Here is a 21,858-nt window from a genome sequence, read left to right on the forward strand (position 1 = left end):
CGTCTTGGTCAAGGGCGTTGTGGCTGCCAATCTCGTCCTTCGCGTAGCAATGTGTTTGCCAGAACGATAATGCGGCGCATGATGGCAGTGATAGCTACCTTTTTGGCCTTACCGGCTTTCACCATCTGCTGATACTTATCATGTAGGTCGCGATTGAAGCGAATTGCGACCAGCGCTGGCATGTAGATGGCGCGCCGCAGGGATGCCCTTCCACCAGTAATCCTCTCCTTGCCCTGCCATTTACCAGACTGCTGTGTCATCGGTGCCAGTCCGGCGAGCGCAGCGATCTTTTTGCTATCAAGTTGCCCCAATTCCGGCATGTCGATTAAGAGTGTTGTCGCGGTCAATCTGCCTATGCCTGGAATTGTCGTCAGCCGGCGGATCCGTTCCTCAAGGGTTCCACGCTGCTTTGCGATTTGTGCAATCGCCTCATCCAACGCTTTAACGTCAGCGGAAATATCGCCAATCCTGCGACTTAGTTGCTCACGGATAAGTGGGTTCACTGCTGTGGAAAGGCGCGTTTTTGCCGTGATCTGATCCTTAACCAGCGCGCGCCGTGCTGTCAGTAACTCTCTGAGATCATGAACATCTTCGCTTTCGATTTGCTGTGGGGTCAGATCCAGAACAACACCCATACGCGCCAACATCTTTGCATCGACACTATCTGTTTTGGCCAGCCGTCCGATCGCTTGTGCAAACCTGCGTGCCTGCTTGGGATTTACCTTAATATAAGGATGGCCAGCCAGACTGAGGTGTCGCTCAAGTCCACGATGATAGGCTCCAGTTGCTTCAAAACGATCAATACATCGTCTTTTTGACCAATCCAGGCGCAGAGCTGCTCAAAACCTTCTGCGGTGTTGGCGACACTGCACGCTTCTTCTTGTGAGTGCCAAAATGCGTCAAGACGGTCTTTCGACACGTCGACTCCCATGGTATCTTTTGCCATCTTTTCTATTTACCTTTGCTTGTCGTTCGGGCCCGTAGCCCACGTATCCGTTCAGGCCTTGAGAAAAGACGGGGGTTCGTCAAACTCGACCACGGTCCTAAAAGACCAAGCTCCGCACGACGCCACCCCCGCCGCTGCCCAGCAGTTTGCGGTGCTGGGCAGCGGCTCCTTTTTGCATCAGGAGCCAGGTTTTGTCATAAGACAAGCTTCGCCCGGTTCCTTGAGGATGGCCGTGTCTGCCTGACCAACAATGCCGCCGAAAGATCTCTCCGCGGCGTGGCCCTCGGAAGGAAGTCCTGGCTCTTCGCGGGGTCCGAGCGCGGCGGGCAGCGCGCCGCCTTCATGTATTCCCTGATCGGCACCGCAAAGCTGAACGACATCGACCCGCAGGCCTGGCTCGCCGACGTCATCGCCCGCATCTCCGATATGCCGGTCTCGCGCCTGCACGAGTTGCTGCCGTGGGAATGGGACGGGGCCACGCCCCTGGTCAAGGTCGCTTGACCGCGGCCTCCAGCGAATGCTTACGCATTATTTAACATAGGGTTTTACGTATCGTGGGGGAATAAGTCGCGTACCATGGCCCAGCTTGCCGATCTCTCGTGCCCAGTCATGCGCCGTTGCGCAGGCCTCCATCGCAACCAAGCAGTTCGGTTGTTCGGTTGTTCGGACAGGAAGGGCAAAACCTGACCCCTCGACAGCTTTTTGCGGAAAACCACTGTCCCGTCGTCAAGTGTCCCGTGCAGATGGAAAACGTTCTTTGCAAGATCAATGCCGATGATGGTAGCGTGTGTCATGTGGATGCCTCCAGTTTCTATGCTTCCGTGGCCTCTTTCGACGGCACTTGGCACATTGTGATGCCTTCAGGTGGCGGCATCCACACCATCAACTTTTGCCCATATCTCTAACCAGGTGTAGCCATAGCCGTAAGGATGAGCTGCCCGATACTCCTCCCAGAGCAGCAGCAGCGTCGCGCCCTTGCGCTTCATCTCAGCAGCCATCTTCGGCCAGTCGGGCTCAGTCGCACTTGCGCGGCAATCAGTGTCTTGACCCTCGATTAGCGTTCTCGACCGTGCCTTTCCGCCAAGGAAAAGAGAGGGTCGCAACCGCTGGCACCTCACATCTGAACCAGAATATCCCCACCCTCGACCTTGACGGGATAGGTGCGCACTGACTTTTCTGCAGGGGCCGCAAGGGCCCGCCCGGTCTTGAGGCAAAAAACGGCCTGATGAAGCGGGCATTCAATCGTCGCACCGTCGACGAAGCCCTCGGACAGGTTCGCCACATCGTGGGTGCACAGATTGTCGGTTGCGTAATAAGTGCCCTCGACAAAGAAAATGGCCAGTTTCCTGCCCTCTTGCGTCACGCAAATTGCGTCCTCGTCGTCGATATCGCCTTCGTTTGCGACCTTTATCCATTGTGGACTTGTCATTGTATTCTCCTGCTGGATTTGTATCTTCATTTTTTATGTGGTTTAGTGAAATGCCGATTTTAGATTGATGCTGGCATCCGAAAGCCGCGCAATTTTGCCGCTAAGGCCAGCGGTGATAGCCTTGCGGATCGGGGCGATGTCTTTGCCGGCATTTATGCACAGCGCACCCACGACAGCATCGCCGTCCAAATATATCACGGTTGAACTTGTTGGAGCTTCGTAGGTGCGCACCGCGACGTTCAGGTCCGGTCCGGTGCGTCCAAGCAGCTGGTAATTCACCCCGTATTGATCGGTCCAGAACCAGGGAACATAGGAAATCTCATCGGCGGCACCCGCCATATTGGCTCCGACAAGAGCAGCTTGCATTTGTGCCATCTGCCAGGATTCGTGCCTGACCAATGCGCCACAGGCACCAAAAACATGTCGCGCGACTTCGCCTGCAGCCCAAATATTTTCATCGGAGGTTTTCCCGAACGCGTCTGTGAGGATGCCGTCGGCGGTATCAAGCCCTGCCTGTCGTGCAATTTCCACGTTGGGCAATGCGCCAATGCCGATCACCACCGCATCGGCTTTGATTGTCTGCCCATCGTCGAGAGAAACGCCCGCAACGTGATCTTCGTCATTCACGAATCCCGCGACCCCGGTTTTAAGGACAAAGGTCACGCCCCTCGCTTCGTGCATTTCACGAAGAGCGCCGCGCAATCGTTCAGGGGCGGCGCGTTGCAGGACCTCGGGACCGGCTTCGACCACTGTGACGTTACAGCCAAACGCCTCTCGCGCGGTGGCTGCGACCTCAAGCCCGACAAACCCCGCGCCGACAACGATCAGGTTCGTGGTATGCATCAGGGTGTCGCGCAAGGCGATCGCATCGGATTTGGTTCGCAGATAGTGTACCCCTTTCAGATCAGCGCCGGGCACTGGCAATGGTCTGACCCGTGACCCTGTGGCAAATAATAGTTTTTGATACTGCCACACCGTCCCATCGTTCAACCTGACGCGACAAGATTTTGCACTGACGTCGTCAACTGTTATCCCCAGGATCGTCTTGATTCCCAACTGGGCGAGTTTTTCGTGGTCGCAGATCTGCAACGCGTCGGGCGATTTATCTCCGGCAAGGACCGACTTTGAAAGGCCCGGACGCTCATAGGGTAAGGTGTCTTCTTCCCCGATCATCAAGATAGTGCCGTCGGGATCCCGGGCGCGCGCTGCCATTGCCGCCACGACACCCGCGTGACCGGCCCCGATAATAAGATACTGCGTCTTCTGCATGTTAGCCCGCCCCGTTCGAGTGCCGCTGACGATCTACACAGCTGATTTGTGCGGAGGAGTGGCGCGACCGAGCAGCCGCTTGAGGATCTTGTAGTGGACCGAAAGCACACTCGGCGCGATTTCTGAAAGATGAGCGCCTACTTTTTCCTCATGCAGGCGCGGCAGCGCATGGAAAGGTACGGAAGGGTAAAGGTGGTGTTCTGCGTGATAGGGCATGTTCCAGTAGAAGAACCGCACAAGGAAATTGGTGTGCGTCGTGCGCGTGTTTTCAAGCATGTTGGGGGATTCCTCCATGCCAGTGTGTTCGATCATCCGAATGGCGCGCAGGGCGGGTTCGCCCAGAATACGCGGCAAAACCCAGACGTAAATCGCCAGCCAGCTTTGGAACCAAAGGGATGCGACGGCGATCAGCAAATAAAGACCGACCATCAACCGCGCTTCGTTTGCGACTGCGCTGAGTTCGCCTTCGGGAATGAACTCACGCTCCTCTTTGGTAAAGCGGCCAAGGGACAGGTTGGTGAGGTTCTTGATCATGCGCAGCCAGATATTGGCGCTTGAGACATGGAACAGATATTCGGACATGTCGCGCGGAAAATCTACGCGGTCGGGATCGCCTTCAGGGTGTTGCGTGAAGGTGTGGTGGGCCATGTGGCGGTACTTCAGATACAAGAACGGGCGCATGATGATGACTGCCGAAATGCGGCCGACAATTATATTCAGACGACGGGTTTTGAATGCTGAACTGTGAACGCATTCGTGCATCGGCGCGAACAGGAACGCGATCATGGCGCCTTGGGCAAACATGACCGGCACGGTCCACCAGCTGAACGCCGTCAGCCACAAAAGCGTGCCAACCCCCACGATAGAGGCGATGTGCAACATAAAATGCACAAGGCCGGTCTTGTTGTTGCGCGTCATATACTGTTTCAAGTCTTTGCGGCTCACGACATCGGTACCGATTGGCGCCCAATCATTTCTGTCCATTTTTTCAGGTCCCCCATGTAATATACAATCCCCCTTGGCCGAGCCAGACGAGGGCGTTATCAATTAGGATGAAATGGGAGCGGGATTTTTTCAAATTCATGATTTCAATAGATTGATCATAATCGCCTTGGTCGACCCGCGGTGATCAGATGATAGCGGCATTGATTTTTTGAATTTGAGTGGTGTGACATATCGACCCTACGTTCAGCCATCTTTGGAGGAGATAAACTGAAGTCAGCGGGTAAACTGCGTTGCGCCGGCACTCGGCTTGCGCGTCCGCATGCCGCATCAGATTCTCTATCCAGGGTAGTCTGTCGAACGGCCTCAGGCTTTTCAACTTTAGGGAGGAAGAAAATTAATGAAACTGACAAGAAGAACAATGCTTGGTGGGACGGCGGCATCTGCACTGGCGACGCTGACGGCACCAAATTTTGCCTGGGCGGACAGCCACGGTGGAATGGCGTCTATCCATACCCACATCAACACGCTCATCGCCCAATATGCGGGCACTGCGGGTGATATGCCCAACGCCAGTGTGAAGGCCCTTTATGACCGGGACGGGTTTCGCGATTACCTCGAGATTTATCCAACGGGTGAACTTGTCGATGGGTTTGTCTGGGAGCCGGGAATGGGAGCGGAATTTGAAGGTCCCTACAGCAAGCTGGCCATTAAGGCCCCGTTTACCGACTACATCCCCCTTGCCGAGGGCGAAGTCCTCAATCCGGACAAGACCTATCGGATCGGGTTCGTGTTCCATGGCTTCAACCATCCCTGGCTGGTAAGTTTGGCCGACACCGTCGCTTGGGAGGCAGCCCGCCATCCCAATATCGAGTTGGAGGTCATCGACGCTGAATTCGATGACAACCGTATGGGGCAGGTGATCGACACCTGGATCACGAAACAATTCGACGGTATCTTGCTGTGGCCATCGCGCGAAGCACCGATGGGGCCACCTGTGGACCGTGCAATTCAGGCGGGTATTCCGGTCGTCAGTCTTGATCGGCGCACATCCTCATCCTCGATCAGCTCCGAGGTTCTAGGCAACTTCTATGCCAACGGCTTGCAGCAAGGTCTTTACCTCAAAGAGGTGGCGACAGGCGGTAACATGGTCCTGAACCGCAAGGATCTTGGCAGCACGGCGGATTCGATTCGCACCGGCGCATTCCTTGAGGTGATCGGACATGAAGCCGGATTCGAGGTCGCTGGAAACTACCACACCAATAGCCAGCGCAGCATGGCGTTCGATGCCACCGCTGACGCGCTTCAGGCGTCGGATTCGTTCGACATCAGCTTCAACACGGGGGGCGAAGAAGCCTTGGGCGCCCTGGGTGCCATCCAAGAAGCGGACCGCATGGAGAGCGGTGACAGTGGCAAGATCATCATCCTGGCAAACGACGACGCCAAGGAAATCCTGGCAAAGATCAAGGCCGGCGAGATCGACATGGTCGCGCCCTACACGCCGCTGATCGGTGATATCGGCCTGCGCGCGCTGGTTGGCCATATCGGCGCTGTAGAGGGGATGAACGAGGCACCGCCAAAGTTGATCCTGACCCCCAACCTGCCGATGGTCACACGCGAAAAGATGACCATCGAGGGCATTGAAACGCTGACGCCGGATGAGTGGCCCTATGCCTACGGTCCCGTCGTGTCTGAAGCCTGAGCAGACTAGATTGCCCGCCGGACAATGCGCGTCCGGCGGGCACACTTTTCTTGATTGAAAGCGGATAGCATGAGCGTAGCACAGCCATCGGCGGTAATAATGATACGCCAAAAATTGACGCAGAAAGTTCTTGATTTGCCGAAAACCGATCTGGCGCGAGTTGGGGTGTTGATAGCGCTTCTGCTTTTGGGGGCGGTGCTGTCCCCCGGATATCTTTCGGTTGGCAACATGCGGATCATTCTGCTGTCGGTCGCGGGGATTGGCATTGTTGCCTATGGCATGACCTTGGTCGTCATCTCTGGCGAAATTGACCTTTCGGTCGCGGGGATCGCCGTTTTGTCTGGCATGGTCGGGGCTGCGCTTCTGCCCAGCGGATCGGCGGTGCTGGTGATTTCTGCCACCCTGGCCACCGGGATTTGTGTCGGGTTTATCAACGGCATCCTGACTTCGGTTATCGGTATTCCATCATTGATCACGACGCTGGCGATGCTGGGTATCGCCCGTTCACTGGCCAACATCCTGTCGGGCGGACAGGCAGCCTACCCTGACGCGATGCCCGAATATCTTTGGTTTGGCAGCGGCACACTTTTTGGGTTGGCAACACCAATCGCGCTGTTGTTGATCATTGGCCTCTGCACGATCGTCCTGACACAGTATTCGGCCTTCGGACGCGCACTTTATGCGACCGGCGGCAACAGCCGCGCGGCGGTGCTTTCGGGGATTCCGGTCAAGGCGGTGAAAATAACCGTCTTTATGATTTCGGGGTTTCTGGCCGCGATGATGGGCATGCTGGAAAGTGCCCGTTTGTCCTACATAAATCCGGCCGCCTTCGCCGGGGTTGAGCTTGAGGTACTGGCCGTGACCGTGCTGGGCGGGGCCGCATTGGCCGGTGGGTCCGGGTCGATCTTGGGCACCTTGGTGGCGGCGTTGATCATCGGCGTCGTCAACAACCTTCTCAACCAGCTTGGGGTCAGTATTTATGTTCAACAGGTCGTCACGGCCCTGGTCATTTTGGCCGTGGTATTGCCCGGTCTCAGAAGCAGGATTTTTGCCAAATGAACGCCACAACAATCAACGCACCGCGGACCAGTTTCATGCGCAAACTGGCATGGGATCCTTTGATCTGGCTGATATTGGGCATCGTGATCTTGGGCAGCCTCACCTCGCCCTATTATCTGACGCTCCAAAACTTCGATACACTGATGCGCTCGATGGCGGTCATCGGGCTGCTGGCGCTTGGGGTGACGGTGGTCTTGTTGACCGGGCGCATCGACCTGTCTGTCGCCGCCATCATGATTTTTTCGGTGATCCTGGCGGTCGTTCTGACCAACGCCGTCGGCGAGGCTTTGGGGTTGCGCTGGCTGGTCAAGGGCAGCACCTTTGTGGGGTCGTCGTGGATATTTGTTGCGCTCACGATCCTGATCGGCGGGCTTGCCGGGCTGGTCAACGGGATCGGTGTCGCCTGGCTCAAGGTGTCGTCCTTTATCATGACGCTGGTCATGCTGACTGCCTTGCGCGGCGGCAATTTTATCTTGAGCAGCGGCCGCCCCTATTATCTGCAAACCCCGGCGATCGACTGGATCGGGACCGCCACGATCTTCGGCGTTCCCTTCAGCTTTTGGGTGTTTCTTGCGGTGCTGGTGTTTCTGGCCTGGCTGATCGGGGCCACAACCTTCGGGCGGCGTATCTATGCCGTCGGTGGCAACGAAAAAGCGGCCGCTTATGCGGGCCTCAAGACCGACAGATACGTGCTGATCGCCTTTGTCATCAGCGGCCTGTGTTCGGCCATCGCAGGCGTGATCTTCACCGCGCGACTCAGATCTGTCGATGCGCCGCTCGCGTCCGGCTATGAATTGACGGCCATCGCGATCGCGGTGATCGGCGGCACGGCCCTGTCGGGGGGGATCGGTTCGCCTTGGCGCACGTTGCTGGGCGCGATGGCGTTTGCGGGCGGTCTGAACCTGCTGTCCATCTGGGGTATCGGGACGTGGTATCAAAATCTGGCAGTCGGTCTGGCCCTGCTGGTCGCCGTGGGCTTGTCCCCAGCCAGCAGACAAAAAATACGACTGTAGCCAATCATTTCTGGGGAGGAATTCAGATGAGCAAACATCTTACACTTGGCGTCGATATCGGCACCACCAACGTCAAGGCAACCATTCTGAACACGCAGACCGGCAAGGTCGTCGCCTTTGGGTCCGAAGAACACCCGCTGTTTCACCCCCATCCCGGCTGGGCGGAGCAAGAGGCTGACAATTACTGGAAGGCTGTCGTTTCCGCGATCCGCCAATGCCTTGAGGGCGGGAATTTTGCCGATGATATCGCGGCTGTGGCGCTGTCGGGGCTGGTTGGCGTAACCCTGCCGGTCAATGACAAGGGCGAACCGTTGCGCCGCGCCATGATTTGGATGGATTCACGATCCGAGCAAGAATGCCAGGATATCCGTGATGTCGTCGGCGAAGATACGATTAACAGCAACAACGGCAACCGGCTGGCCCCATGGTTCATTGATCCAAAGGCACTGTGGATCAAGAAACACGAACCCCACATCTTTGATGCCACGCATAAGTTTCTGTCGCCGTCGGGCTATTGCACATTTCGCCTGTCCGGCACATTTTCGATGAACACCGGTGATGCGGGCCTTTTTTACCCCTATGAGTACCAAAAAGAAGCGTGGAATGAACCCCTCGCCACGGCCATTGGTATCCCGCCGTCGACGCTGCCCAAATTGTATCGAAGCCATGAGCCTGTGGGCGAAGTAACCCGCAAAGCCGCTGCCGAAACAGGGTTACGGGCCGGCACCATCGTGGCAGCGGGTGGCACCGACATCAGCTGCGCGGCCCTTGGTGTGGGTGTGACCCAAGCAGGTCAGGCCTTCTATTCAATGGGCACCGGATCAAATATCGGGATCATGATCCCGACCGAACAGACCATCGATGAATACCGCATCCTTAAATGGCCCCACGTGCTACCCGGTCTGACGATGTTTGATGCGCCGATGGCGTTCACGGGCGCCTCTCTCAAGTGGTATCGCGATACTTTTGGCGGCAGCGAAAACCGTCTGGCAGAGCGTATGAACACCAATGTTTTTGATTTCTTCACCGAACAGGCCAAACACATCACCGCAGGTGCGGATGGGCTGATGTATCTGCCCTATCTGGGCAACTCGCTTGCGCCCAATTGGAACAGCGAAGCCTCCGGCGTTTTCTTCGGAATGCTGCCGACCATGGGGCGCGGGCATTTCATCCGCTCGCTGATCGAAGGGGTCGCCTTTGATCTGTATTCCAACATTCAGATCGCCCGGTCCGCCGGGGCCCAGATCAACGAGCTTGTTTTGAATGGTGGCCCAACCCAGAGCAGGTTCTGGAACCAGATCACCGCAAATGTCACGAATATCCCGCTTAAAGTGCCAGATATCGGCGAGGCCGCGCCGCTGGGGGATGCGATTCTTGCCGCTGTCGCGGCGGGGATTTATGATGATCCAGTTTCACCCCTCAAAGACATTATTTCAATAAAAGAAACAATCGAACCTGATCCGCAAATGCACGCCCGCTACGCCGAAAGCTTTGAAATCTGGTGCAGGGTCTATGACAGTCTGCGTGATACAATGTCGGAACATCGCGCGCTGCAGCGCCGTCTGAGGCAGTACTGAAAATGGAGGCGCCCCTTCTTGAAGTTCGCAATATCACACGCACTTTCCCCGGTGTGATCGCCCTGTCGCATGTCGATTTTGACGTGCTCGCCGGTGAGGTGCACGCCCTGGTGGGGGAAAACGGCGCCGGTAAATCAACCTTACTGTCGATCATCAACGGCCTGTTGCCTCCCGATTCCGGCGAAATCAAGCTATCGGGTCAGACCGTCAGCCTGAATGGACCGGCAGAGGCCATTGCGCACAGATTGGCCATGGTGCATCAGGAACTTGTGCTGTGCCCTAATCTGAGTGTGGCCGAGAATATCTTCCTGGGGCGCGAACGCGAAGCGACAGGCAGATCCGGCCGCCGCAGTGATCTGATGAAAATGGCCCAAGTGATTTTGGACGAGATCAAAGTCGATCTTGACCCAGCGACACCCGTGGGGGAATTGAGCCTGAACGAACAGCAGATCGTCGAGATCTGCCGTGCCTTGTCCAGCCGCCCAAAGGTGCTGGTCTTTGATGAACCGACAGCGTCGCTGGATGACAATCAGGTTGCGCATCTGTTGGAGATCATCATCAAACTGCGCGATGCTGGACTTGGTATCGTTTATGTGTCCCATCGCCTGAACGAGATTTTTGCCGTTGCGGACCGGGTTACGGTGTTGCGCGACGGGCGCACTGTCGGCACGGTCGCCACGCCCGATATCGACGAACGCGGACTTGTGTCACTGATGGTGGGCCGCAACTACGACCCTGCCGTGTCGTCCTACAAACCGCGTGACTTCGGTGAGGTGGCCCTGGAGGTGGCGGGACTGGGCGTGCACGGAGTTTTTGACGCGGTAACTTTCAGCGTCAGAAAGGGTGAAATCCTCGGGCTGGCTGGTTTGCTGGGCTGTCAGCGCGAAGCTGTCGTGCGCTCGATCTTCGGGGCCTTGCCCGCGACATGCGGCACGATCAAGGTTCACGGCAAACAGGTGCGCCTGACAACTCCAAGGGGCGCCATCGCGCAGGGCATTTCATTTATGCCGGCGGATCGCAAAGAAGAGGGGTTGGTCCTTGAAATGTCCGTCGAAGACAATCTGACCCTGACAGTGCTTGACCGCATCCGCCGCCTTGGCTTTGTGCATCCGCGTATGCGCCGCACTTGGGCGGACCGCTTGATCCGACAACTATCGACAAAGGTCAGCAGCCCGCGCCAGCCAGTCAAAAACCTCTCGGGTGGCAATCAGCAAAAGGTCGTTATTGGCAAATGGGTCGCCCGGGAAGGCGACATCATCATCGCCGAGGATCCGACACGCGGGGTTGATATAGGCGCTAAGGCCGAAATCTGGACCGCTTTGCAGGACCTCGCGGCCTCTGGGCGTGCGATCATCCTGATCACCACCGAACTTGAGGAAATGCTGGGAGCGTGTGATCGGATTGTCGTGATGAACCGGGGGCGTATCTCCGGCGCATTCGACCGCCCCGACTTTGACGCCGAAGCGATCGCGCATCGTTTCGTCAACTGAGCCCCACAACCTGAGAGGAGCCATCACATGTACCGCAGCATGGCCGCAATCTGTGACGCACCAAACACACCCCTGCGTATTGCCGAAATCCTTGTCGCGCCGCCGCAGGCCGGCGAGGTTCTTGTCGAACTGGCGGCAACCGGACTGTGCCATACCGATTTGACCGCACTGGATGGTCTGAATCCAAGTGTTGTCTACCCCTTGATTGCGGGCCACGAAGGAGCGGGGCGGGTCGTTGAAATAGGGCCCGACGTGACGGGCCTTGAGGTTGGCGATCATGTCATTCCGCTCTACGGGCCCGAATGCGGAATCTGCTCCATGTGCCGTAGCGCGCGTACCAACCTGTGTTGGAGCATCAAGAAAACCCGCGACGCCGGTGTCATGCCCAACGGGACCGCGCGGTTCAGTGACGGGTCGGGACCGATCCACCATTTCATGGGCACATCGACGTTTTCGCGCCTGACTGTGGTACCTGAAATCGCACTAGCCAAGATCCGCAAGGATGCACCCCTACAAGAGGTATGCCTGTTCGGTTGTGGGGTGACCACCGGCGTCGGTGCCGCGCTGGTCAATGTGCAACACGGCGACCGGGTCGTGGTATTCGGGCTCGGCGGGATTGGTGTGAATGCTATTCAGGGCGCGCGGATCGCCGGGGCGCGCCAGATTATCGGCGTTGACATAAGCTCGAATAAAACCGCCCTGTCCAACAGTCTTGGCATGACGGATTTTATAAACGCCACCGACACCGACGATGTCGTCACGGCCATCCGCGACCTGACCGACGGTGGTGCGGATGTGGCGATCGAATGCACAGGGGTGCTGCGCGTCATGCGCCAGAGCATTGATGCGGCGCGCCCTGCCTGGGGCAAGGCTGTGTTGCTGGGTGTTGAGGCGCCCGGATCCGAACTGTCGTTCCCGCCCGTCGATGTGCGCTATGGAAAAATCATTGAAGGCAGCTATTTCGGGGGCATAAAGGGGCGTTCGGGGCTGGGCCGATTGATCGACCTTTACATGACCGGCGAGATTTCGCTGTCCGGTCAGATCACGCACAAGCTCACTTTGGAGGAGATCAACACGGGGTTCGATCTGATGAAAGCAGGCGAGTCCGTGCGCTCTGTCGTGCACTTCGAATAGTGGCGGACCTGACCGAACAGACGGGGTATGTTTTTCGCGACAGGCACCCGGAACGCGATGAGGTTTATGCGTTTTATGATTACGAAAGCGCGGCGGCGCGCAGGCTGGATTGTTTCCACGGCGGTGTTCCTTATGGGCCCCATCCGCGCGAACGTTTCGATCTGTTCATCGCACCCGAACGCGCCGCGCCGCTTGTCGTGTTTTTTCACGGTGGATATTTTCAAAGCCTTGACCGCGACCGGTTCAGTTTCATCGGCGCACAGTTGGTGAAGGCGGGTTTCACCGTCGCCGTGCCGTCCTATCCGCTGTGCCCACAGGTATCCCTCGATCAGGTGCTTGACGCAACGTCGAGGGCGCTGCCCCGGGTTTTCGATCATCTGGAGGCCTTGGGGCGCAGACCGCGTCACTGGAGTTGCGCCGGCCATTCGGCGGGGGGTCATATTGCAGCATGGCAGGCGACGCATCCGCAAACCGGTGTCACGGCGCCGGCCGCATGCCTTGCCATTTCCGGTCTGTTTGATCTTGCGCCGTTGCGTAAAACGACCCTTAATGCTTCTTTGGAACTTTCTGCAGACGACGCTTCAAAGCTCAGCGTTCCGGCTGTCTCGGCGGATGGGCCGCGAATGATCCTTGCGTTCGGGTCCGATGAAACGCCAGCGTTTCATCAACAGACCAACACCTATTTTTCGAAAATAACTGAAACAGGCGGGCGCGTCGAAAGGGCAAGAATTTCCAGCAAAAACCACTACACTATTCTGAGTGAATTCACCGAAGACAATTCCATTCTAACTGCGCTGCTGCAGTCCAGCTGACACCATCCACCAACCTGAGGGAGCCTGGCATGTCGACCGTCGGCAAGAAAATCAACTTTGTGAATTTTAGCCAGTTGAGGTCATTTTACGCGGTCGCACGGGAAAAAAGTGTCACCAAAGCGGCAAATCTTCTTAATATTGGCCAGCCCACTGTCACAACGCAGGTGAAGGGATTGGAAGAAACCTTCGGGATCCAGCTATTCAACCGGACGCCGCGCAGCATCACCATGACCTCCGAGGGCGAGCGTTTGTATGAACTTGCACGGCAAATTTTTTCCCTTGAAGAACAAGCCGTTGAATTGCTTTTGTCACATAGCACCTCGGTTGCGGGCAAGCTGCGCATCGGGACTGTGGGGCCATTTTTCGTCATGGATATTCTGGGACAATTGTACAAGGACTACCCTCTGATCCAGATTTTCCTCGAAAGCGGCAATTCGGAACAGATCTATGAAAAACTGCTGAATTACGAAGTCGATGTCGCCATCACCGGCTCGCGTATTTCAGACCCGCGGCTGGAGCAAATCAAACTGGGCAGCCATGAGGTCGTGCTTTTGATCAATTCCGATCACGCCTGGGCGCAGCGCGTCAGTATAAATATAAACGAATGTGATGGTCAGCGCATTATCATGCGCGAGACCGGGTCGATGACACGGCGCAAATTCGAAGAGACCCTTCAGGCGGCGGCGATCCGGCCAAATGTCGTGATGGAACTGTCCCGCGATGCCCTGCGCGAAGCGGTGCGCGCCGGTTTTGGCGTAGGGATCACCAGTATTGACGAAATGGTGCCGGATAGAGATCTTCACTATGTCAGGATTGCCGATAATCCTCCCGTGACAGAAAGCTACGCCATTTGTTTGAAAGAAAGAAAGTCGGTGCGCGGTGTCAAACTGTTCATGGATCTCGTAAAGAATGCCGTGGTAGAGTGAAATAGCGCTAATTTGTGCAATCATCAGATTGTCAGGTCTGTGCGGCATGAAAAGATTATCGGTGCTGTGGCGCCGTGAATGGATCGCCGAGAGCTTGTATAACTGCTGGTCAAAGAAATTTCTGCGGGCCGAAAAACGGCGTCTATCTTGGGACACGGCGCGACAGTCGCCGTCGTCTGAGGTAAAGGAGCGAGGTCTTGTTCGCTATTGGCCGGAGGACAATGGGACAGGGGCGCCCTCCTGCTTTGAGAAGTGGACCTTCAACGTCACGCCCTCACCCGAGGTCTCGGTCAACACGGTGATTAAGCGGGGGAAAACCTTTTCGATCTCGGTTCCGGCCTTGATCGCCTGTTGATTGTCAATGAGAACTGACCCGGTATTGTCATCGAGATCTGACCCACACAATCGTTATGATCTGCTGATTATGATGGCGTTAATGCTGTTGCCTCCTTCCGCTTTTTCTTCGTTGTTTCGGAGCTGGCCTTGAAGCAGTAGCTGTCATTGCCGGTCTCGAGGATGTGGCAGCGATGGGTAAGTCGATCGAGCAGTGCTGTGGTCATTTTGACGCTGGCCCATTCACTGAAGCTAAGGTTGGTGGTGCTGATGACACTTGTGCGTTCATACAGCTTGCTCAGAAGATGGAAGAGCAACGCACCGCCAGAGGCGCTGAACGGCAGATATCCCAGTTCATCTAGGATCACCAAATCGGTCTTGACCAGCGTCTCGGCGATCTTCCCTGCTTTGCCTTGGGCTTTTTCCTGTTCCAGTGCGTTGACCAGTTCGACGTTCGAGAAGAAGCGCATGCGTTTACGGTGATGCTCATTGGCCTGAATGCCGAGGGCAGTTGCAACATGCGATTTGCCTGTCCCGGGGCCTCCGATCAGTACAACATTGTCGGCCACGTCCATGAACTCGCAACCATGGGGTTGTCGGACCAAGGCTTCGCGGATCTCGCTGGCGACAAAGTCGAAGCCAGAGAGGTCGTTGTAAGCCGGAAAGCGGGCCGCTTTCATGTAATAGGCGATAGAGCGCACCTCGCGCTCGGCCATTTCGGCCTTGAGCAGTTGCGACGGGATCGGCATGGCAGCTTCAAATGCGGGCGATCCTTGCTCATGCAGATCCTGCACCCCCATAAATCCATCGCCACCGTCCGCCATGCGCAACATCCATCTGCTAACGCAGACCTTCTCGCAGGCACCTCACGCGTCAGGAACAGGCCAAATCAATGGGGCGGGGCCGCCGCTTACAAGTAAGCATCCGCCGAAGGCCGCTGGCGTGCCTTATTGATCAGGTAGGTTTTGGAACTGCTTTTGGTTTGCGCGGCTTTGGAGCCCACTTTTTGGCGAGGCGTTCGAAGTTGTCGAGGATGCGACCGAATTCAGCCTCATCGGGATCGAACTTCCCCCCATACCATTCCAGCATCCGGTCGTGCTCTTCGTGCTTGGGGTCTGCCATGGCGTCAACGAAGTCGGCGTAGCCGGGGAACCCACCCACATCTTCAGGGGGACAAGCACCGATAGCTCTTATAAGGCGCGGGTAATTGGCACCCGGGATGGCATCGTCGATTTTCTCGACCTTGATCACATGGTGCCAGTTGTCGCCGAAGTCGTAGATGTAATGGATGGTCTTGGTGCCGACATCCTCGAGCACATCAAGCAGGCTGGATTTGCTGGCCGGCAGCGGGCCGTCGTAATCATATTCAGGATATGGGACACCCCAGCCAACGCCGCCGGCCCGGAACTCATAGAGGTGGCTGTCGGTCCAGCCCATGGCGGCTTGGATCACGTCGTGCAGACGGTTGAGTTTGATCTTCAGTGGCACATCGAAGCGCCGCAATACCTGAGGCTCGACGTCAGATAATGTCACCTTGAGGCGCGCGACCAGCGTCATGCGGCAATCCTCTTCAATTCCGTTGCGGTCTTCCAGTGCCATGGCAGCAATTCATGCACGCGCGAGATCGGGGTATCCGGCAGGCTGGCGAGCACATCGGCCAGCCAAGCCTGTGGGTCGATGTCACTCATCTTTGCCGAGACGATGAGGGTATACATGAAGGCAGCCCTGTCGCCACCGCGTTCGGATCCTGCAAAAAGCCACGACTTTCTGCCCAATGCGATGCCTCTGAGGGCCCGCTCGGCGGCATTGTTCGTCATGCATAGGCGCCCATCGTCAAGGAATGCAGTAAAGGCTTCCCAGCGGCCCTCGCCGACGAGCATGTAATTCATCGCCTTGGCGACAGGGTTGTGCTTTGACATCCGGGTCTTCTCCGCGAGCATCCAGTCATGCAGATCATTGACCAGCGGCACGACCCGTTGCCGGCGGACTTCATGACGCGCTGCCGCTGACAGGCCAGTGATCTCGCGCTCGATGGCAAAGATGGCATCAATCCGCGTCACGGCGTCGAACGCAATGGGTGAGAGCTCTTCTGCCACCTTCTTACCCTTGCGGGCTGTGGCCTTGATATCTGCAAGTTCGAAGAACTTGCGTCTAGCATGGCTCCAACAAAGTGCTGCGCGCACCGGACCCGGGCTGCGGTCGGCCAGATAGAGATCATTGTAACCGCCATAGACATCCGATTGCAGCACACCCTGCCATCCAGTGAGATGCTTGTTGGGGTGGATCATCTGACGATCAGGCGAGAATTTGAAGAAAGCCGCAGGCGGCGTGCCGCCATCCCACGGTCGGTCATCGCGCACATAAGTCCACAGCCGCGCAGTCTTGGTGCCGCCACGTGCCAGAAGCGGCACCGTCGTATCATCGCCATGCAGGCGCGCACCTTCCAGCACGTGGCGCTCGATCAGCGCATGGATCGGGGCCAGCGCCACACAGGCGTGACCAATCAGATCAGCCAGAGTGGAAAGGCTGAGGTCGATACCTTCTCGTGCAATTCGCTCGGATTGTCTGTTCAGCGGCTGGTGCTGCCCGTATTTGTCGAAAGCAATCATCGCGATCAGCTGCGGCCCTGCCCATCCACGCGGGATCGCGTGGAATGGAGCGGGTGGCTGACTGATCTTCTCGCAGTCCCTGCAAGTGAACTTCTCGCGGACCGTTTGGATCACCTTCCACTGACGCGGGATGACTTCCAGCGTGTCGGTAACATCCTCACCCATTTTGACGATGCGGTCTGAACCACAGCAGGTGCAGTTGGTTGGCGCCTCAATCACCACACGTTCGCGCGGCAGGTGGTCGGGAAAGGGCTTGCGCACTGGCTTGCGCCGCGTGAAGGCGCGGACGGTACTGGTTTTGTCTTGTGCTGCTACTTGTTCAGCCGCCAGCGCATCCTCGGTGGCGGCGGCTTCCAATTCCTCAAGCTGCAATTCCAGCTGATCAATCAGTCGCGCGCGACGTTCGGAAGAGATGCCGTATTTGTCACGGCGCGGCTTGGCGATCTCCAGCTTCAACTCCTGGATCATCGCTTCCGTGCAGGATGCCAAGGCGCGGGCTTGCGCCAATTCGGCCTCTGCAGCTTGCGCACGGGCGGTCTGCGCGGCAAGTGCGGTGCTCAATTCGGCGATTTGCAGGGCTGCATTGGACATGGCAAATGTCTACCATGAACACAACGAAAGACCAATAAAAACAGGCGTTTCTCTACAAATTATCCAGCCGTCTTAGGCCTCTGTGTCCAGCGTGGATTTCTCCAGTCGATCCCTTCCAGAAGATAGCCGAGCTGTGCAACTGATATCGCCACAGCCGTCCCGTCCTGGCTCACAGGCCAGATGAACTTGCCCGCCTCGAGGCGTTTCAAATACAGAGACATACCGACCCCATCATGCCACAAAAGCTTGACCAAGTCGCCTTTACGCCCCCGGAAGCAGAAGATTTCACCCGCATGCGGGTCACGCCCGAGACCTTGCTGCACCGACAATGCCAAGGTGTTTATCCCACGCCGCATGTCAGTCACTCCACCTGCAATCCACACCTTCGTGCCAGCCGGAAACGCGATCATGACGGGTCCAGCGCTTGCACGAGGCGCATCAGCAGCCCCGGTTCAAGAGTGGCGGCAACAGACAGGCGCCAGCCGTTCACAAGAGTAATTTCAACCAAGCCAGATGATGCAGGCGCGACAGCAACTTCTGGCGTGGCCCGTTCCGATGCTATTCCACAGACTTCCTGTTCCGGAATGGTCAACGCTGCAAACCGGGGCGGCTCGGAACCAACGGCAAATTCACCATCACGATATTGCCGGCGCCAGCGCACCAACAATGACCGCCCCAGATCATGCCGTCGGGCAGTTTCGGCCACCCGGCCAGGTGCCCCAAAGCTTTCTTCAACAATGCGAACTTTCTCCGCTTCCGTCCAGCGCCGGCGGCGCCCGGTATCGGTTACAGATAGGATCTCTACGGCGGGTCTGAATCTATGGTCGGTCATAACGTCGGGTCTACGCCCCGAACCTCAAACCAGAAAGACGGCCTTCCCCGTAGGTTTACGCTTACAATTAAGCACCATCAGCAGCTCATGCCATCGATAACGCAATGACTTGGCCTTTGCCTGCGACTAACCGCCAATACACGCGACTGCCTGCGAATGCTGTTTTTCTGTTGTGGTGTTGACGTGGCGTTGACGTAAACGAGCAGAAGGCCGATGGTATTAAGCTACCACAGACTTAAGATTTTGTTTTATTTGTATAATTTGGTTACGGGAGTAGGATTTGAACCTACGACCTTCAGGTTATGAGTCGTAACCCTATGATTTTTCTTTATTATTTAAAATCAGCCACTTATCCGATAAGCCTTTGTTTTCATTCAATCTGTTGACCGACTTCCACCGACATTGGGTGCGTTGAGACGGTTTGAGATGTAGGCAAAAAGACGTTGAGTGGTTGACGTGGTGTTGACGTAAACCAGCGCGATTATAATCACAAGATCGCCCTCTGACAGCCCCATGGACCGGCCCTCGCAACGACGGAACGGTCCGTTTACCCCCAAGTCCCATGCATGCAGCATCGCCGTCGTGCGGCTAGCCGAATCTGGGGGCAAACTCTTCGAAATCCATGCCGCGCACTGCCCGAATAAGGCGTCTGTAGCGCCCCCGCTGGCCCAGCAGCCCAGTTTCCGGAATTCATTCCGCGCTTATGAGTTCCGGCTTCTTCCTAGATTTCGGCGGTACTGAAACAGAGACAGGGCGCGGCTTCCGCCGCGGATCGACCTCATCCCCTGACCTTCTGCATTTCCAGTCACTGAAGATCGGAGACCGGGTTAAGGAAGGGGATCGCTTGTTCGTGGTGGAAGGCAACCTGACCGCTGCCGAGTTTTATTCGCCGGTAGATGGATACATTGACAGTGTCACGGGCAATCCGAAGATTTCAGATTGGCTCGTGGTCCTGAAGCCATGAGAGATGTGATCCAGCGACTTATGATGCATAGATCATAATCAATATTTATGTTCTCCACATCATAAATAGGAAATATGATCCTTACGACATATTGACATTTAATGATCCCTAGATCATAATGATGATGAAAGGATCATCAATATGGATCAAATCGCCCGAAGCCCAAAGGACGTTGGCAACGCACTACGCAACGCTCGCAAGGCCAAGAAACTTACGCAGGCCGAACTCGCCAGCCGCTCAGGCATCTGGCAGCGGACCATCTCGACCATCGAGACCAGCGCAAGCGGTGCTAAGCTGGATACAATATTCGACCTGCTCGCGGCGCTTGACTTGGAAATTCAGATTGTCCCGCGCAGCAAGATGAAACCCGGCGACCTTGAGGATATTTTCTGATGGGGCGCAAGCGAACATACGCGCCGCTTGATGTCTTCATGAACCGCCGAAAGGTCGGACAGTTCTTCCGTGAACCAGACGGGGCGTTTGCCTTCACCTATGCCCCGGAATGGTTGGCTTGGGAAAACACCCTGCCCGTTTCACGCTCGCTACCACTAAGGTCAGAGCGCTATGTGGGACCGCCCGTCATCGCCGTCTTCGACAATCTGCTACCCGACAATGATGATATTCGCAGACGCGTGGCTGAGCGCATAGGCGCAGATGGTCTGGATGCTTACAGTCTACTTGCAAAGATTGGCCGGGACTGCGTAGGCGCTTTGCAATTCTTGCCAGAAGGTGAAGAGCCAGAAGCGTCCGACGAACTGATCGGCGAGCCTTTGAGTGACGAGCAGATCGCGGCAATGCTCAAAGACCTCAAGCGCACCCCGCTTGGTATCCGCCGTGAGACCGACTTCCGAATTTCGGTTGCCGGTGCGCAGGAAAAGACTGCGCTACTCTATCACGAGGGCAAATGGATTGAGCCAACAGGCACGACTCCGACGACGCATATCTTCAAGCCTGCGATTGGAAAATTGCCCAACGGCATGGACCTGACCGATAGCATTGAGAACGAGCATTTCTGTCTTCGCCTGATGGCCGCGTTCGGTATTCCAGTCGCTCAAACCGAGATTACGACTTTTGCAGATACGAAGGTGCTGGTCATCGAGCGCTTTGATCGCCTGCGCGCCCGCGACGGAAGGCTGATCCGCCTGCCCCAGGAGGATTGCTGTCAGGCATTGTCCATTTCGCCGACACGCAAGTATCAGAATGAAGGCGGTCCTGGTATCGTTGAAATCTGCGATCTGCTCCAAGGAAGCGATGAGCCGCTTCGCGACCGCGCCAATTTCTTCAAAGCCAACATCTTGTTCTGGTTGATTGGGGCGACGGATGGTCATGCAAAGAACTTCAGTATCGCTCTAACACCAGCTGGGCGTTTTACCATGACCCCGCTGTATGATGTCCTGACGGTGCAGCCGACGCTTGATGCTGGTCAGCTTCAGATCAAGGACATGAAGCTCGCAATGCGCCTTGGCAAAAGTCGCCACTATAAGGTCTCTGACATTCTCGGTCGCCACTTTGTGGAAACAGGCTTGGCAGCAGGTTTTTCGCGCGAACAAATTGCGCGGATTTTCAAGGACATTGAAACAGTAACTGAAGAAGCCTTTGCGAAGGCCTTGGCAGAAATGCCCGCCGGTTTCCCGATGGGCTTGTTCGAATCCGTCAAGCGCGGATTTGACCAGCGTGTAACGCGGCTGGCGGTCAGCGAATAAATGAAGATACCTAGAATGCGCATCATCTCTGTACACAGGGTGAGGTGGACTTGAGTAAAAGCGGAAAAGCAGAAGATAGTTCACCAAGCATTCGAAGTATCCTTGAGGCAGGACAATGGAAGCATGCGCTATTCACAACATATGTGCTCAGTCTGAGCTATTTTGAATCCGAAGTGCTCCGCCCGCTGATACAAACCGGGCGCGAGCTCTTGGTCAGGCTTCAGGCAGCTCATCCGAATGACTATCCTGACGCGTTAATCCGCACGGTGCAGCGCCGCCTTAAAATCTGGCGGGCAGACATGGCCAGAACATTGGTGTTTGGCACCAATGACGATGTGCAACCGCCGATGACCTCTGACGCGCTGCGCAATTTGGAGGCTGCGCGCGTCAGAGGTCATCTGGAACCCACCGAACCTGACACCACCACGGGCAAGAGTTCTCGGGAACAAATGAGTGAGGCAACAGCATGATGCTTCGGGAACATCCTCGGATGAGGCAATACGAAATCTCATCCAGATTGTCGCGCT

The 21,858-nt window shown here is 56.4% G+C and carries 23 protein-coding genes, 2 pseudogenes and 1 other annotated feature (1 of these 26 cut by a window edge); of the genes and pseudogenes, 13 read left to right on the plus strand and 12 right to left on the minus strand.

Annotation, left to right across the window (positions count from 1 at the left end; translation table 11 throughout):
• Window positions 1–19: a sequence feature (AL1L pseudoknot), on the minus strand; it reaches 99 nt to the left of the window's first position.
• Together VGP75_RS16845 and VGP75_RS16850 are read right to left on the minus strand one after the other, a co-directional pair.
• Window positions 9–827 carry an IS110 family RNA-guided transposase gene (locus tag VGP75_RS16845; protein WP_327544781.1) on the minus strand — a complete coding sequence of 273 codons (819 nt, stop codon included), beginning with the start codon at window positions 825–827 and terminating at the stop codon, window positions 9–11. It overlaps the preceding feature by 11 nt.
• Complete coding sequence (locus VGP75_RS16850) at window positions 719–946, minus strand: hypothetical protein (RefSeq protein WP_327544761.1); 228 nt, start codon at window positions 944–946, stop codon at window positions 719–721. Before VGP75_RS16850 ends, VGP75_RS16845 begins: the two co-directional genes overlap by 109 nt.
• A 207-nt stretch (window positions 947–1,153) precedes the next feature.
• On the opposite strand from VGP75_RS16850, the pseudogene VGP75_RS16855 reads away from it, so the two are divergent.
• Window positions 1,154–1,447: pseudogene (locus tag VGP75_RS16855) on the plus strand (transposase domain-containing protein); the annotation flags it as partial.
• A 30-nt stretch (window positions 1,448–1,477) separates the two neighbouring features.
• Here the strand turns inward: VGP75_RS16855 and VGP75_RS16860 are convergent.
• The 5 genes and pseudogenes from VGP75_RS16860 to VGP75_RS16880 form a co-directional block, all read right to left on the minus strand.
• Window positions 1,478–1,740 (minus strand): annotated as a pseudogene (locus VGP75_RS16860) (IS110 family transposase); the annotation flags it as partial.
• 66 nt (window positions 1,741–1,806) lie between these two features.
• Complete coding sequence (locus tag VGP75_RS16865; RefSeq protein ID WP_327544782.1) at window positions 1,807–1,944, minus strand: hypothetical protein; 138 nt, start codon at window positions 1,942–1,944, stop codon at window positions 1,807–1,809.
• A 116-nt stretch (window positions 1,945–2,060) separates the two neighbouring features.
• The gene (gene nirD, locus VGP75_RS16870; RefSeq protein ID WP_327544762.1) at window positions 2,061–2,375 is read right to left on the minus strand and encodes a nitrite reductase small subunit NirD; all 315 of its coding nucleotides are present in this window, start codon (window positions 2,373–2,375) and stop codon (window positions 2,061–2,063) included.
• A 42-nt stretch (window positions 2,376–2,417) separates the two neighbouring features.
• Entirely contained in the window at window positions 2,418–3,644 is a 1,227-nt protein-coding gene (locus VGP75_RS16875) for an NAD(P)/FAD-dependent oxidoreductase (protein ID WP_327544763.1), read from the minus strand.
• A 33-nt stretch (window positions 3,645–3,677) separates the two neighbouring features.
• Window positions 3,678–4,628 carry a fatty acid desaturase gene (locus VGP75_RS16880; protein ID WP_327544764.1) on the minus strand — a complete coding sequence of 317 codons (951 nt, stop codon included), beginning with the start codon at window positions 4,626–4,628 and terminating at the stop codon, window positions 3,678–3,680.
• Between the two features lie 358 nt (window positions 4,629–4,986).
• Here VGP75_RS16880 and VGP75_RS16885 point away from each other — a divergent pair, with 358 nt between their 5' ends.
• The 8 genes from VGP75_RS16885 (at window position 4,987) to VGP75_RS16920 (ending at window position 14,299) form a co-directional block, all read left to right on the plus strand.
• Window positions 4,987–6,288, plus strand: coding sequence for a sugar ABC transporter substrate-binding protein (locus VGP75_RS16885; protein WP_327544765.1), 1,302 nt, complete (start codon window positions 4,987–4,989; stop codon window positions 6,286–6,288).
• A gap of 99 nt (window positions 6,289–6,387) precedes the next feature.
• On the plus strand, window positions 6,388–7,347 hold the full coding sequence (locus tag VGP75_RS16890) for an ABC transporter permease (RefSeq protein ID WP_327544766.1): 960 nt from the start codon (window positions 6,388–6,390) through the stop codon (window positions 7,345–7,347).
• Window positions 7,344–8,360, plus strand: coding sequence for an ABC transporter permease (locus VGP75_RS16895; protein ID WP_327544767.1), 1,017 nt, complete (start codon window positions 7,344–7,346; stop codon window positions 8,358–8,360). Before VGP75_RS16890 ends, VGP75_RS16895 begins: the two co-directional genes overlap by 4 nt.
• A gap of 26 nt (window positions 8,361–8,386) precedes the next feature.
• Entirely contained in the window at window positions 8,387–9,937 is a 1,551-nt protein-coding gene (locus VGP75_RS16900; protein WP_327544768.1) for a xylulokinase, read from the plus strand.
• A gap of 2 nt (window positions 9,938–9,939) precedes the next feature.
• Window positions 9,940–11,427 (plus strand): sugar ABC transporter ATP-binding protein, encoded by a 1,488-nt coding sequence (locus VGP75_RS16905; RefSeq protein ID WP_327544769.1) that lies wholly within the window; start codon window positions 9,940–9,942, stop codon window positions 11,425–11,427.
• Window positions 11,428–11,454: 27 nt separating this feature from the next.
• Window positions 11,455–12,561 (plus strand): zinc-binding dehydrogenase, encoded by a 1,107-nt coding sequence (locus VGP75_RS16910; RefSeq protein WP_327544770.1) that lies wholly within the window; start codon window positions 11,455–11,457, stop codon window positions 12,559–12,561.
• Window positions 12,561–13,373, plus strand: a complete 813-nt coding sequence (locus tag VGP75_RS16915; protein ID WP_327544771.1) for an alpha/beta hydrolase — start codon at window positions 12,561–12,563, stop codon at window positions 13,371–13,373. The genes VGP75_RS16910 and VGP75_RS16915 overlap by 1 nt, the downstream gene beginning before the upstream one ends.
• Before the next feature lie 29 nt (window positions 13,374–13,402).
• A complete protein-coding gene (locus VGP75_RS16920; protein WP_327544772.1) occupies window positions 13,403–14,299 on the plus strand; it encodes a LysR substrate-binding domain-containing protein in 897 nt (298 codons plus the stop codon).
• 422 nt (window positions 14,300–14,721) lie between these two features.
• On the opposite strand, the gene istB is transcribed toward VGP75_RS16920, so the two are convergent.
• The 5 genes from istB to tnpA all read right to left on the minus strand — a co-directional run bounded on the left by istB (window position 14,722) and on the right by tnpA (window position 18,664).
• Window positions 14,722–15,465: an IS21-like element helper ATPase IstB gene (gene istB / locus VGP75_RS16925; protein WP_414727819.1), complete on the minus strand. Its 744-nt coding sequence runs from the start codon at window positions 15,463–15,465 to the stop codon at window positions 14,722–14,724.
• A 121-nt stretch (window positions 15,466–15,586) separates the two neighbouring features.
• Window positions 15,587–16,231 carry a plasmid pRiA4b ORF-3 family protein gene (locus tag VGP75_RS16930; protein WP_327544773.1) on the minus strand — a complete coding sequence of 215 codons (645 nt, stop codon included), beginning with the start codon at window positions 16,229–16,231 and terminating at the stop codon, window positions 15,587–15,589.
• Window positions 16,186–17,832, minus strand: a complete 1,647-nt coding sequence (tnpC, locus tag VGP75_RS16935; protein ID WP_327544774.1) for an IS66 family transposase — start codon at window positions 17,830–17,832, stop codon at window positions 16,186–16,188. Before tnpC ends, VGP75_RS16930 begins: the two co-directional genes overlap by 46 nt.
• A gap of 59 nt (window positions 17,833–17,891) precedes the next feature.
• Window positions 17,892–18,242, minus strand: coding sequence for an IS66 family insertion sequence element accessory protein TnpB (gene tnpB, locus VGP75_RS16940; protein ID WP_327544775.1), 351 nt, complete (start codon window positions 18,240–18,242; stop codon window positions 17,892–17,894).
• Window positions 18,239–18,664, minus strand: coding sequence for an IS66-like element accessory protein TnpA (gene tnpA, locus VGP75_RS16945; RefSeq protein ID WP_327544776.1), 426 nt, complete (start codon window positions 18,662–18,664; stop codon window positions 18,239–18,241). Before tnpA ends, tnpB begins: the two co-directional genes overlap by 4 nt.
• A 703-nt stretch (window positions 18,665–19,367) precedes the next feature.
• On the opposite strand from tnpA, the gene VGP75_RS16950 reads away from it, so the two are divergent.
• The 4 genes from VGP75_RS16950 (at window position 19,368) to VGP75_RS16965 (ending at window position 21,801) form a co-directional block, all read left to right on the plus strand.
• The gene (locus VGP75_RS16950; protein WP_327544777.1) at window positions 19,368–19,628 is read left to right on the plus strand and encodes a glycine cleavage system protein H; all 261 of its coding nucleotides are present in this window, start codon (window positions 19,368–19,370) and stop codon (window positions 19,626–19,628) included.
• Window positions 19,629–19,769: 141 nt separating this feature from the next.
• The gene (gene relB / locus VGP75_RS16955) at window positions 19,770–20,021 is read left to right on the plus strand and encodes a type II toxin-antitoxin system RelB family anti-toxin (RefSeq protein WP_009813557.1); all 252 of its coding nucleotides are present in this window, start codon (window positions 19,770–19,772) and stop codon (window positions 20,019–20,021) included.
• Window positions 20,021–21,331, plus strand: a complete 1,311-nt coding sequence (locus tag VGP75_RS16960) for a type II toxin-antitoxin system HipA family toxin (RefSeq protein WP_327544778.1) — start codon at window positions 20,021–20,023, stop codon at window positions 21,329–21,331. Before relB ends, VGP75_RS16960 begins: the two co-directional genes overlap by 1 nt.
• Before the next feature lie 50 nt (window positions 21,332–21,381).
• Complete coding sequence (locus VGP75_RS16965) at window positions 21,382–21,801, plus strand: hypothetical protein (protein WP_327544779.1); 420 nt, start codon at window positions 21,382–21,384, stop codon at window positions 21,799–21,801.
• Window positions 21,802–21,858: the final 57 nt, after the last annotated feature.

It is taken from the genome of Yoonia sp. (genome assembly GCF_036007805.1).
Taxonomy (GTDB): domain Bacteria; phylum Pseudomonadota; class Alphaproteobacteria; order Rhodobacterales; family Rhodobacteraceae; genus Yoonia.

Bases quoted from the DNA above. Each gene is read 5' to 3' on its own strand.
- VGP75_RS16850 (WP_327544761.1), bottom strand. From the start codon at position 946: ATGGCAAAAGATACCATGGGAGTCGACGTGTCGAAAGACCGTCTTGAC.
- VGP75_RS16865 (WP_327544782.1), bottom strand. From the start codon at position 1,944: ATGGCTGCTGAGATGAAGCGCAAGGGCGCGACGCTGCTGCTGCTCTGG.
- nirD (WP_327544762.1), bottom strand. From the start codon at position 2,375: ATGACAAGTCCACAATGGATAAAGGTCGCAAACGAAGGCGATATCGAC.
- VGP75_RS16875 (WP_327544763.1), bottom strand. From the start codon at position 3,644: ATGCAGAAGACGCAGTATCTTATTATCGGGGCCGGTCACGCGGGTGTC.
- VGP75_RS16880 (WP_327544764.1), bottom strand. From the start codon at position 4,628: ATGGACAGAAATGATTGGGCGCCAATCGGTACCGATGTCGTGAGCCGC.
- VGP75_RS16885 (WP_327544765.1), top strand. From the start codon at position 4,987: ATGAAACTGACAAGAAGAACAATGCTTGGTGGGACGGCGGCATCTGCA.
- VGP75_RS16890 (WP_327544766.1), top strand. From the start codon at position 6,388: ATGATACGCCAAAAATTGACGCAGAAAGTTCTTGATTTGCCGAAAACC.
- VGP75_RS16895 (WP_327544767.1), top strand. From the start codon at position 7,344: ATGAACGCCACAACAATCAACGCACCGCGGACCAGTTTCATGCGCAAA.
- VGP75_RS16900 (WP_327544768.1), top strand. From the start codon at position 8,387: ATGAGCAAACATCTTACACTTGGCGTCGATATCGGCACCACCAACGTC.
- VGP75_RS16905 (WP_327544769.1), top strand. From the start codon at position 9,940: ATGGAGGCGCCCCTTCTTGAAGTTCGCAATATCACACGCACTTTCCCC.
- VGP75_RS16910 (WP_327544770.1), top strand. From the start codon at position 11,455: ATGTACCGCAGCATGGCCGCAATCTGTGACGCACCAAACACACCCCTG.
- VGP75_RS16920 (WP_327544772.1), top strand. From the start codon at position 13,403: ATGTCGACCGTCGGCAAGAAAATCAACTTTGTGAATTTTAGCCAGTTG.
- istB (WP_414727819.1), bottom strand. From the start codon at position 15,465: ATGTTGCGCATGGCGGACGGTGGCGATGGATTTATGGGGGTGCAGGAT.
- VGP75_RS16930 (WP_327544773.1), bottom strand. From the start codon at position 16,231: ATGGCACTGGAAGACCGCAACGGAATTGAAGAGGATTGCCGCATGACG.
- tnpC (WP_327544774.1), bottom strand. From the start codon at position 17,832: ATGTCCAATGCAGCCCTGCAAATCGCCGAATTGAGCACCGCACTTGCC.
- tnpB (WP_327544775.1), bottom strand. From the start codon at position 18,242: ATGATCGCGTTTCCGGCTGGCACGAAGGTGTGGATTGCAGGTGGAGTG.
- tnpA (WP_327544776.1), bottom strand. From the start codon at position 18,664: ATGACCGACCATAGATTCAGACCCGCCGTAGAGATCCTATCTGTAACC.
- VGP75_RS16950 (WP_327544777.1), top strand. From the start codon at position 19,368: ATGAGTTCCGGCTTCTTCCTAGATTTCGGCGGTACTGAAACAGAGACA.
- relB (WP_009813557.1), top strand. From the start codon at position 19,770: ATGGATCAAATCGCCCGAAGCCCAAAGGACGTTGGCAACGCACTACGC.
- VGP75_RS16960 (WP_327544778.1), top strand. From the start codon at position 20,021: ATGGGGCGCAAGCGAACATACGCGCCGCTTGATGTCTTCATGAACCGC.